This is a genomic window from Frigoribacterium sp. Leaf164, from assembly GCF_001423665.1.
Classification (GTDB): Bacteria; Actinomycetota; Actinomycetes; order Actinomycetales; family Microbacteriaceae; genus Frigoribacterium; species Frigoribacterium endophyticum.
In genome coordinates, this window is record NZ_LMOX01000001.1 from 479,197 (window position 1) to 489,301 (window position 10,105).

General features: G+C 75.7%; 11 protein-coding genes. 6 read left to right on the plus strand and 5 right to left on the minus strand.

The features are described 5' to 3' along the window. Nucleotides 1–4 precede the first annotated feature (4 nt). The gene (locus ASF82_RS02145; RefSeq protein ID WP_156369891.1) at nucleotides 5–1,105 is read right to left on the minus strand and encodes a hypothetical protein; all 1,101 of its coding nucleotides are present in this window, start codon (nucleotides 1,103–1,105) and stop codon (nucleotides 5–7) included. Between the two features lie 74 nt (nucleotides 1,106–1,179). Here ASF82_RS02145 and ASF82_RS02150 point away from each other — a divergent pair, with 74 nt between their 5' ends. The 5 genes from ASF82_RS02150 to ASF82_RS02170 all read left to right on the plus strand — a co-directional run bounded on the left by ASF82_RS02150 (nucleotide 1,180) and on the right by ASF82_RS02170 (nucleotide 4,212). After that, nucleotides 1,180–1,665 carry a MarR family winged helix-turn-helix transcriptional regulator gene (locus tag ASF82_RS02150; RefSeq protein WP_056052810.1) on the plus strand — a complete coding sequence of 162 codons (486 nt, stop codon included), beginning with the start codon at nucleotides 1,180–1,182 and terminating at the stop codon, nucleotides 1,663–1,665. 182 nt (nucleotides 1,666–1,847) lie between these two features. After that, nucleotides 1,848–2,754: coiled-coil domain-containing protein (locus tag ASF82_RS15995; protein ID WP_369814242.1), on the plus strand; the 907-nt coding region annotated here is incomplete at its 3' end. 90 nt (nucleotides 2,755–2,844) lie between these two features. After that, nucleotides 2,845–3,207, plus strand: coding sequence for a M23 family metallopeptidase (locus ASF82_RS02160; RefSeq protein ID WP_056052816.1), 363 nt, complete (start codon nucleotides 2,845–2,847; stop codon nucleotides 3,205–3,207). Nucleotides 3,208–3,305: 98 nt separating this feature from the next. Further along, the gene (locus tag ASF82_RS02165) at nucleotides 3,306–3,836 is read left to right on the plus strand and encodes a GNAT family N-acetyltransferase (protein ID WP_056052819.1); all 531 of its coding nucleotides are present in this window, start codon (nucleotides 3,306–3,308) and stop codon (nucleotides 3,834–3,836) included. A gap of 10 nt (nucleotides 3,837–3,846) precedes the next feature. Next, nucleotides 3,847–4,212 (plus strand): hypothetical protein, encoded by a 366-nt coding sequence (locus ASF82_RS02170; protein WP_056055618.1) that lies wholly within the window; start codon nucleotides 3,847–3,849, stop codon nucleotides 4,210–4,212. Here ASF82_RS02170 and ASF82_RS02175 read toward each other — a convergent pair. The 4 genes from ASF82_RS02175 to ASF82_RS02190 all read right to left on the minus strand — a co-directional run bounded on the left by ASF82_RS02175 (nucleotide 4,209) and on the right by ASF82_RS02190 (nucleotide 8,094). Next, nucleotides 4,209–5,111 (minus strand): hypothetical protein, encoded by a 903-nt coding sequence (locus ASF82_RS02175; RefSeq protein ID WP_056052822.1) that lies wholly within the window; start codon nucleotides 5,109–5,111, stop codon nucleotides 4,209–4,211. The genes ASF82_RS02170 and ASF82_RS02175 overlap by 4 nt on opposite strands. A gap of 43 nt (nucleotides 5,112–5,154) precedes the next feature. Further along, nucleotides 5,155–6,135, minus strand: a complete 981-nt coding sequence (locus ASF82_RS02180; protein WP_082514238.1) for a DNA/RNA non-specific endonuclease — start codon at nucleotides 6,133–6,135, stop codon at nucleotides 5,155–5,157. A 176-nt stretch (nucleotides 6,136–6,311) separates the two neighbouring features. Continuing rightward, nucleotides 6,312–6,956 (minus strand): PadR family transcriptional regulator, encoded by a 645-nt coding sequence (locus ASF82_RS02185; protein ID WP_056052825.1) that lies wholly within the window; start codon nucleotides 6,954–6,956, stop codon nucleotides 6,312–6,314. A gap of 217 nt (nucleotides 6,957–7,173) precedes the next feature. Continuing rightward, nucleotides 7,174–8,094, minus strand: a complete 921-nt coding sequence (locus ASF82_RS02190) for a CoA ester lyase (RefSeq protein ID WP_082514239.1) — start codon at nucleotides 8,092–8,094, stop codon at nucleotides 7,174–7,176. A 209-nt stretch (nucleotides 8,095–8,303) separates the two neighbouring features. Here ASF82_RS02190 and ASF82_RS02195 point away from each other — a divergent pair, with 209 nt between their 5' ends. Beyond that, the gene (locus tag ASF82_RS02195) at nucleotides 8,304–9,929 is read left to right on the plus strand and encodes a hypothetical protein (RefSeq protein WP_056052827.1); all 1,626 of its coding nucleotides are present in this window, start codon (nucleotides 8,304–8,306) and stop codon (nucleotides 9,927–9,929) included. The last annotated feature ends 176 nt before the right edge of the window (nucleotides 9,930–10,105 follow it).

Consider the following 10,105-nt stretch of genomic DNA (forward strand, 5'->3'; position numbering starts at 1 on the left):
TCGCCTAGGCGACGACCACCTCGTCCTCCTCCGTCACGGGCGCGAGCTCGTCGGCCAGCCGCGTGCGGCGGACGCTGCCGAGGTGCACGAGCCCGGCGACGAGCAGGCCGGCGACCAGCCAGAGGGCGAGCACGAGCACGTCACGGCCGACGCCCTGGTCGGCGAAGTAGACGACGGTCTGCGTCGCGTGCAGCCACGCGGCGCCGTTCCAGAAGCTGCTCAGCGCGGCGAAGAACGGCGGCACCAGGCCGGCGGCGAACACCCCGCCCGAGCTGGTGAAGTTGAGCATCACGAAGAGCATCGTGAGCACGGGCGTGGTCCAGTGCCGGAGCAGCGGGTGCAGGCCGACGCCGATGACGACGATCGTCGAGACGTACAGCCAGCTGAGGAGCCACAGCTGGCCGAGGGCGTGGTCGACGATGCCGTAGACCGGCCCGACGACGAGGGTGCCGATCGCGGCGACGACGGCGGCGGTCGCGACCGCGACGCCGAGGCGCGCGGCCAGGCCCGTGCGGGCCGCTGCGACGACCGCCGAGATCGCGGCCGCGCTCGCGTACCCGCCGACGCTGAGGGCGACGAGCAGGAAGAAGAGGCCCTGCCCGGTGGGGTCGCCCTCGCTCGAGGGCACGACGTCCTCGACCTGCAGCGGCAGCTGCTGCTGGTACGCCACGGGCAGGAAGACCTTCTGCACGACGGACGCCGTCGTGTCGCTCGCGGCGCTCGAGACGAAGAGGGTGGCGTCGTCGGTGGTCGCCTCGTAGGCGGCGACGACCTCCCGGTCGGCGACGAGGCCCCGGGCGGCGCCCTCGTCGGCGACCGTGCGGACGTCGAGGGCGTCGGGCGCCCGGTCGTTGAGGGTCTGGGCGAAGACCTCGGCCTCGGCGCTGGTGCCCACGACGGCGACCGGCAGGTGGTGGGGCGCGGGGTGGCCGAACGCGCCGAGGTACGCCAGCGCCATCCCCGCGGCGAGGAAGAGGGGGATGAGGAGGTGCAGGCCGAGCCCTCGCCAGAACCGGGGGTCGAGCCGCGGGCGGCGGCCGGCCGCCGGGGCGGCGCTCGCCGTCGGAGCGGTCGTGGTCGAGGGGGAGTGTTTGTGTTGCACCATGCAACACACTCTAGCCCTCGAGCGCGCGCGGTGCCAGCTCGTCGTGCCCGGGCTCGCCCTCGTAGGCTCGGGGCGTGCAAGCCGACGACCAGACCACCGGCATCGACGCCGTCTACGCCGAGCTCGAGCGGGTCTCCCGCCGGGCGGTGGCGCGAGCCCGTGCCCGCAGCGCCCCCCTCTCGTTCGTCGAGCACTCGCTCGTGACCTTCATCGCCTCGCACCCGGGCTGTCGGGCGATCGACATCGCCGCCGACTTCTCGCTGAACCGGTCGACCGTCTCGCGTCAGCTCGCGGGCCTGGTCGAGCTCGGGCTCGTGACGACGGTGGGCGAGGAGGCGCCGGCCGGGTCGGCGGAGACGCGCCGCGGCCAGGTGCTCGCGCTCACCCCCCGCGGCGACGAGCTGCTCGCACGCTCCGTCGACGCCAACCGCGCCGCCCTCGCCGAGCGCCTGGACGGCTGGCGGGCGGACGAGGTGGAGCAGCTCGCCGCGTCGCTGCACCGTCTCAACACCGCCTTCGGCGACGGCGCCCCCGGGGGACAAGACGCGGTGCCGGTGTGACTCGTGTGACTCGTGAGGCCCCCTGTGCACCCTCAACTGGGGACAGATCCATCCACAGGCATCGGGCCCGACGGGTTTACCCTCGCCGGTCGCGCACCTAGGGTGGAGGAGTTCCCCGGCCGGGAGGACGCGCCCACGAGGTGCGGAGACCGGCGTCCCTCCTGCAGTTAGGTACCGCCTCCGTGAGCCACGCCGTCTCCGTCCCGTCTGCCCGCAGCGCCCTCGTCGCTGTCACGACGCTCCTGGTGGCCCTCGCCATCGTCGTCGCGGGCGTGGTGGTCGGTGGCTCGCCCGCTCGGGCGGCGTCGTACCCCAGCTGGGACGACGTGACGGCGGCCCGCGCGAACGAGAGCACGAAGCAGGCGCAGATCACCGAGCTCCAGGGCCTGCTGAGCGGGCTCCAGACCGCCGCCGCCGACGCGCAGGCCGAGGCCGACCGCCTCGGCGCCGCCTTCCAGGCCGCGCAGGAGTCCGTCGACGCCGAGGCCGCCAAGCTCGCCGAGCTCGAGGCCCAGGTCGCCGAGAAGAAGGCCGTCGCCGACGAGAGCCAGAAGCGCGCCGGCCAGGTCGCCGCGCAGCTCGCCCGGACGGGCGGCGGAGACGTCTCGACCCAGCTCGCCGCCGACGCCCAGGGCGCCGACGACCTCCTGTACCGCCTCGGCGCCATGAGCAAGATCACCGAGCAGGCCGAGGGCATCCGTGCCCAGGCCGTCGCCGACCGCAACGTCGTCCAGTCGCTGACCGACCAGGCGGGCGTCGCCAAGAAGGCGCTCGACGGCCTGCGCGACGCCGCCGAGACCTCCATGTCGGAGGCCCAGGCCGCGTCCGACGCCGCCGCCGCGGCCGTCACCGCCCAGCAGGAGAACGAGGGTCGCCTCCAGGCCCAGCTCGCCGCGCTCCAGTCGGAGACCGCGGTCACCGAGCAGCAGTACCAGGCCGGGGTGGAGGCCGAGAAGGCCCGCCTGGCCGCCGAGGAGGCCGCACGTCAGGCCGAGGCCGCGCGTCAGGCCGAGGCCCTCCGCCAGCAGCGCGCCGCGGCGGCTGCGGCGGCCGCCGCCGCGGCGGCTGCGAGGCCGGCCCCGGCCCCCGNNNNGCACGTCCGCTCCCGCCCCCGCTCCGTCCCCGTCGGGCGGCGCCTGGGTCCGCCCGAGCGGCGGCGGCATCTCGAGCGGCTACGGCATGCGCGTCAACCCCGTCACCGGCATCTACACGAACCACGACGGCATCGACCTCGCCCCGGGCTGCGGATCGCCGATCTACGCGGCGTCGTCCGGCACCGTCGACTACGCCGGCTCGTACGGCGGCTACGGCAACTACGTGCGCATCGCCCACGGTGGCGGCCTCAGCACGGCGTACGGCCACATCGTCAACGGCGGCATCCGGGTCTCGAAGGGCCAGTCGGTCGTCGCCGGCCAGCTGATCGCCCTCGTCGGCTCGACCGGCAACTCGACCGGCTGCCACCTGCACTTCGAGACGCGCGTCTCGGGCGCCTCGACGAACCCGGTGCCCTTCATGGCGGCGCGGGGCGTCAGCCTCCGCTAGCGGGCCTCGGCTCCGATCGAGGGCCTCGGCACCGGCCTGGGGTGCAGAGCAGACCGCGGGCGCGGAGCAGACCCCGGGCGGAGTGGCAAGATCGACAGGTGTCGAACGCTGCCGCCCTGCCCCCCGTCCACCTCGAGCACGTCGACTGGCACGACCCCCGCGCCGTCGAGCTCCGCGCCCGGATGGACGCCGAGATGTCGGCGGTCTACAGCGCGGGCCGCGAGCCCGACCCCGACGACGTCGTGGCCGCGCGGGACGCCGCTCTCCTCGTGCACCCCGAGAAGGTCCGCGCCACCCTCCTCGTGGTGGACCCCGACGGCACGGCCCTCGGCCACGCCGCCCTCTACGACCGGGGCGGCGAGTGGGAGGTCAAGCGCGTCATCGTCGACCGTGAGCAGCGCGGCCGGGGCATCGGGCGCCTCCTGATGGCCGGCGTCGAGGCCGACGCCCGCGCGGCGGGCGCCCCGCGGATGATCCTGCAGACCGGCGACCGCCAGCCCGACGCGGTGGCGCTGTACGAGAAGACCGGCTGGACGGGCATCCCCACCTACGAGCCCTACGTCACGACCATCCCGCAGTCGATCTGCTTCGAGAAGGTGCTCGTCGGGGCGGAGCAGCACGCCGGTTAGGGTGGGCACCGTGATCACGCGACTCGACGCCGCCCTCCGCCTCGACATCCCGCTCGAGATGGCCGCCCGGCACGGCATCCCCGCCCGCCTCACGGTCGACGAGCTGCTCGAGCTCGAGAAGTCGCCGCCGGGCTGGCTGGTGCAGTCCCGAGCGAACCGCACGGGCAAGCCCGTCTGGGTCGACCTGTCGTGCGTCGTCTGCGGCTACCACGAGGCCGCGCGACCGAAGAAGTGGTGGCCCGAGTGGACGCACCTCAGCTGTGACGACCACCACGCCGACGAGCTGCCGGCCCCGGCCGAGGGCGTCGTCCGCACCGAGGTCGACGGCGTCGGCAGCCGCTTCGTGGCGGTCGTCGACGTCGAGCTGAGCCGCTAGGCGCCGTAGCCGACCGACGCCGGCGGAGCGATGCCCGCGACGACGTGCACGGCCGCCTGCCGGGCGTCGTCGGCGAGGAGCTGTCGCTGCAGGTGCTGGTCGTGCCACCGGGCGAGCTCGCGCGGGGTCACGTCGTCGACGTCGTCGGCGACCGTGTAGCGGAAGGCCGCGACCTCGCCGTCGACGGCGACGGTCCGTCGCTCGCCGAGCTCGGTGCCGTCCGCCGCGTCGACGAAGACCTCACGGCCCGGGTCGTCGGAGGCGGGCAGCACGACGTCGACCCGGGGGTGTGCCGCCCCGGCGGCGGGACCCTCGACCCCCGTGCCGAGCCGCGCCTCGACGAGGCGGGCCGAGTCCCCGACGCGGGCCGACTCCGCGCGGCGCGCCGCCTCCGTGGCGGCGGGGCGGGTCTCGTCGTGCCCCGCGGCGACGTCGTCGACGACCCGTCGCACGTCGTCGTCGATGCGGTCGCCCTGCTGCTCCAGCGCGGCGGCGGCGGCGCGCAGCCAGGCCTCGACGGCGCGGGTCTCGTCGACGGACCAGCCCGTGGGCTCGGCCGAGCTGACGGAGAAGTCCGCCGCGTCGATCGACCACTCCCAGGCGAGCAGCGCCCGCGTGAAGGCGGAGGGGGAGGGCAGCACGGCGAGGGTGCCCCGCCGGAGGCCGGGCGCCCAGTGCAGCTCGGGGTCGGTGAACAGGTGCTGCACGGCGGCGGCCTCGGGCAGGGCCGCCGTAGCGGGCACCGCGAACCAGGCCCGGATCGCCCGCCACGACGACGACCGCCGGGGGAGGGCGTCGTGGTCGCGCGGCACGAGCACGGACAGCGGTCGGCCGCCCTCGTCACGCCCCGCGGGGTCGCGCACGGCGGGGTCGAGGTCAGCGGGGTCGAGGTCGGGCACGGAGGTCGATGATGCCACGCGGGGCCCGGAGGCGCGGGGCGGGTCAGAAGGTCAGCTGATCGACCGAGGTGAGCGGCACCCAGCCGGGGCGCAGCCCCTCCGGTGGCTGGACGGTCGGCACGGTCTGCAGGGAGTCGGCCTCGGCGAGCTGCGCGATCTCGAGCCCCGTGAGGGCGGCGATGTCGCGGACGGGCACCTGGAAGGTGCGGTACTCGCCCAGGGGCGGCGGGTCGCCAGCCTCGTGGGCCCGGGCGAAGGCGGCCTCGAGGTCGACGCCGTCGAGCTCGGGCCCCTGGTCGAGCAGGTAGCCCGCGGTGCGGAGCGCGGCACCGCCCCGGGTCGCCCAGGCCGCGATCTTGAAGAAGCTGCGGGGGATGCGCACCCCGCGGTAGGGCGCGTCGTCGTCGAGCAGCACCGGCCCGGTGAAGACGGTCAGGCGCTGCCGGTGCACCTGGGCGTACTGCAGCACCTGGTCCTCCAGGCCGAGCCAGAGCTCGGCCGACTGGTTGAAGTCGGCGGCCTGGGGCGCGGCGTTCGTGTACGAGAACGTGTCGCGGTTCGCGCGGGAGGCGACGGCGGGCGAGCCCCAGACCGGGTCGCGTCGGCGGACGAGGTGGCCGCGGTCGAGGTCGTTGCGGGCGTAGACCTCGGGGCCGCACTGCTCGTCGGCGGGCACGCGCTCGTCGAGGTGCCAGTCGTCGCCCCGCTCGAGGTCGATCAGCGAGCCCCCGTCGACGTTGACCGCGGTCAGCGCCGCCAGGCGCCGGGCCGGGTCGAGCAGCACGGTGAAGTGCGCGTAGGGCAGCTCGCGGACGACGCGGCCGCCGGTGTCGGGCAGCGGGACGCCCACGCCGAGGAAGTCGGGGTCGTAGCCCGTGGCCGAGGCGGCCTCGGGCCCGTCCGGGTCGAGGCCGGCGAGGTCGGTGTCGACGGGCCCTGCGGCGTCGCGGTTGCCGGTGCCGGTGCCGGTGCCGCCTGCCCCGTCCAGCCCCTCACGTGCGTCCTGGTCGCCTGTGGTCGTCATCCGCGCCTCCTGCCGGTGGGGCCCTCGGCCCCTCGCGGGTCATGGTGCACCCGGCCGCCGACATCCGCCCGGGGGTCGCGGCGCCCGGGCGGACGACGGAGGAGGCGCGGCGCAGCGGCTGCTGCACCGCGCCTCCCCGGGGTGGCGCGTGCCCGGCACCGGCCGGGCCGCTGTCGCTAGTCGGCCAGGATGGCGTACAGGGCGCGACGGGTCTCGTCGAGCTTCGCCGTCGCGGCCGCCCGCTGGGCGTCGGTGACGCCGGTGCGGAACTGCTGGACCGCGCCGAAGAGCTTGCCGAGGCTCTCGCGGAACTCGTCCGAGCCCTCGGCGTCGCCGGCCGTGGCGGCCCAGGCGGCCTCGATGGCGTCGGCCTGCTCCGCGACGTACGCACGGCCGGACTCGGTCAGCGAGTACTCGCCCTTGGCGTCGGTGGCGGTCTCGACGCCGTCGACGATGAAGCCCTCGTCGACGAGCTGCTGCAGGGTCGGGTACACCGAGCCGGGGCTCGGCTTCCAGACGCCGTCGGTGCGCTCGGCGATGGCCTTGATCAGGCCGTAGCCGTTCGACGGGGCGTCGGCCAGGAGCGACAGGATGGCGAGGCGGACGTCGCCGCGGCGGGCGCGCCCCCGGCCGCCGCGGTGCGGGCCGCCGGGGCCGGGGAAGCCCGGACCGCCGAAGCCGGGGAACCCGAAGCCGGGGAAGCCCGGCCCGGGGCGGCCGGAGCGGCCGAAGGGGCGGCCGAAGCGCGCTCCGCCCGCGAGCGGGTCGTGCGAGCGGCGGTCGTGGTCGTGGTGCTGGTCGTGGTCGTGGTGCTGTGCCATGGGGGCACGTCCTTCCGGTCAGGGGTCTCGACCGGGCGGAGGCCGCGGGCGGTGTCGCCGGGCGGCTCGGGGTCGAGTGTCGCGGACCATTCCGCGATGTGTCGAAGATATGTCGCTGACAGTCGTTCGTCAACCCCTGACGACACATCCACAGCCCGGAGGACGAGGGAGGCGCGCCCCCGGTGCGGGGACGCGCCTCCTCGGTGCTGCGCCGGGCTCAGCTCGCGGGGGCGACGCCGAAGGCGGTGGCGAGCTTCTCGATCTTCTGCGCCCGGCCGAGGCGGGGCAGGTCGCTGCCGTCGCGGATGACCCGGCCCCGGCCCTCGAAGTCGGCGAGGAAGTCCTGGGCCCAGGCGACGTCGGAGGGCGTCGGGCTGATGACCTCGTTGATCACGGGGAGCTGCTCGACGTCGAGGCAGAGCTTGCCGGTGAGGCCGAGCGCGACCGCGACGCCCGCCTGCTCGCGGAGCACCGGGTGGCTGCTGCCGACGGTCGGGCCGTCGATCGGGCCGGGCAGGCCGCCGATGCGGCTCGCGACCACGAGGCGCGAGCGCGGGTAGGCCATGGCGAGGTCGTCGGCGCTCGTGCCGGTGTCGCGGCGGTAGTCGCCGCTGCCGAAGGCGAGGCGGAAGGCGCCGCGGGCCTTGGCGATCGACGGGCTCTCCTCGATGCCGAGGGCCGACTCGACCAGTGCGAGCACCCGCACCGCGCCTCCCAGCCGGTCGAAGGTCTCGGTGACGTGCTCGGGCGCCTCCGTCTTGGCGAGCATGACGCCCTGCAGGCCGGGCAGGCCGAGGAGGGCGTCGACGTCGTCCGACCAGAAGTCGGTGGAGCGGTCGTTGATGCGCACCCAGGCCTCGCCGCCGTCGCGGAGCCACGCGACGACGTCGTCGCGGGCGGCCGGCTTGCGGGCCGGGTCGACGGCGTCCTCGATGTCGAGCACCATCTGGTCGGCCCGCGACGCCGCCGCGGGGGTGAAGCGGTCGGGCGCCGTGCCGGGCACGAGCAGCCAGCTGCGGGCGATGTCGGCCGGGGGCTTCGGGCGACGTCGCCCGTCGGGGCGGGAGGACGGTTCGCCGCCGGGGGTCGGTGCTGCGGTCGCGGTGTCTGCGGGCGCGGTGTCTGCGGTCTCGGTCATGGGACGTCCTCGTCTCGGTCGGCGGCCGGTGGTCGCGTCAGGCGGTCGCTCCCACGGTACCGGTCCGCCCCCCGAGGGCGGGGCGTCCCGGCTTCTGGGAGGAGACGGGCGTACCGTTCAGCGAGATCACAGGCGTCCGACGCCCGCACCCCCGCGACGTCGTCGATGCCGGTACCTGAGCACGAGTCCCCGAACACGAGGAGCGCACCATGACCGACGAACGATCCCCCCGGGCCGACGGCACCGACGACCACGCCGAGGGACGCGTCGACGAGGGCCGCCCCGAGGCCGGGGCCCCCGCCGTCGACTTCGGCGGCCCGGCCGAGCCGGCCCGCGACCCCGCCGACGACCAGCGTCGCGAGCAGCACGGCGAGCACGCGTCGGCCCCCGCCGTCGACTTCGGCGGCCCCGCCGAGCCCGCCCGCGACCCCGCCGACCACGAGCACGACGGCTCCGACTCCGCGACGCGGGCCCTGCCGGTCACCGGTGACGAGCCCGGCCGCCACGACGACGGCGTCGAGCCGCGGGGCGAGCTCTTCCCGCCCGCCGCGTCGCTCGCCGACGACCAGGCGACCCCGACGACCGCCGACGGCTCCGTCGCGGCCGCCGAGGTGCCGGGAGGCGACCAGGGTCGCCGCGTCGACGCCGGCGACGGCCGCGGAACGACCATCGACGGCGACGCGAGCGTCGACCCCGAGCGGATCGAGGCCGAGCGCCGTGACGGTGTCGACCGCGACGGCGAGACGGAGGTCATCGCACCGCTGAGCAGCGACGATCGCGACCACGACGCTCGCCACGACGCCGTCGGCGACGCCGACCGCCGCGACGACGCCGACCGCCGCGACGACGCGACCGTCCCCCCGGTCGTGGCCCCCGTCGCCCCCGGCGCGCGCGCCTGGTCGGCCGGGTCGTCCTCCGACGACGACGGCCCGCGTCGTCCGCTCCACGACGACGAGGCTCTCCGTGCCGCCGAGGCCGCCCGTGCCGAGCCGGTCCGCGACTCCTCCGACCGCGACCGCGACCGCGACGCCGACCGCGACCGCGACTCTCGCGACGGCGCCGTGGCCGTCGGTGCCGGAGCCGCCGCCGCGGCGGGCGCCGGTGCCGCCGCCGCCCACGCCCGCTCCGACGACGGCCGGATCGGCGACGCCCGCACGACCCCCGCCCCCGCGGCGGGCCGCACCCCGACCGGAGCGGTCGAGCGCGACCGCACCGGCGGCTACCCGACCACCGACGACGGCGACATCGACCGCGTCGGCCTCCGCCGCGACCTCCTCGCCGAGCAGAAGGAGGAGTTCGGCGGCATGCGCTTCGGCGCGGGCCTGCTGGGCTGGTTCGCCGCGACCGGCCTCGGCGTGGTGCTGTTCTCGATCCTCGCGTCGATCACGGCGGCCGTCGTCGTCGGCTCGTCGCCCAGCGCCTCGCCGCTGGCGCTGCAGCAGACGCTGGCAGACCAGGGCCCGGTGCTCTCGCTCGTCGTCGGCATCGGCGTGCTCGTCATCGTCTTCGTGGGCTACCTCGTCGGCGGATACACGGCCTCTCGCGTGGCCCGCTTCTCGGGTCTCAAGCAGGGGCTCGCGACCTGGCTCTGGGGCCTCGTCATCACGATCGTCACCTCGGTCGTCGTCGGCGTCGTCGCCGTCCAGGCGGGCGACCAGAGCTCTCCGAACTCCATGGTGCCGACGGTCGACGACCTGACCTCGATGTCGGTCGAGAGCCTGATCTTCCTCGGCCTGGTGCTCGTCCTGAGCCTTCTGGGCGCGCTCCTCGGGGGCGTCCTCGGGCAGCGCTGGCACCGCCGCGTCGACCGCTTCATCCCCGAGCACCAGGTCTGACCGACCGGTGCCCCGCACGACCCCACCACAGAGACAAGGAACCACCATGCGCCACCTCGACCGCTCCTCCCTCGTCCGGACGACGCTCGGCGTCGTCGCCGCCGGGGCCCTGGCCTTCACGCTCGTCGCGTGCTCGTCGACCTCCGACTCGGAGAGCAACAACACGGCCCCGACCC

Bases quoted from the DNA above. Each gene is read 5' to 3' on its own strand.
- ASF82_RS02145 (WP_156369891.1), bottom strand. From the start codon at position 1,105: ATGGTGCAACACAAACACTCCCCCTCGACCACGACCGCTCCGACGGCG.
- ASF82_RS02160 (WP_056052816.1), top strand. From the start codon at position 2,845: ATGCGCGTCAACCCCGTCACCGGCATCTACACGAACCACGACGGCATC.
- ASF82_RS02180 (WP_082514238.1), bottom strand. From the start codon at position 6,135: ATGACGACCACAGGCGACCAGGACGCACGTGAGGGGCTGGACGGGGCA.
- ASF82_RS02185 (WP_056052825.1), bottom strand. From the start codon at position 6,956: ATGGCACAGCACCACGACCACGACCAGCACCACGACCACGACCGCCGC.
- ASF82_RS02190 (WP_082514239.1), bottom strand. From the start codon at position 8,094: ATGACCGAGACCGCAGACACCGCGCCCGCAGACACCGCGACCGCAGCA.
- ASF82_RS02195 (WP_056052827.1), top strand. From the start codon at position 8,304: ATGACCGACGAACGATCCCCCCGGGCCGACGGCACCGACGACCACGCC.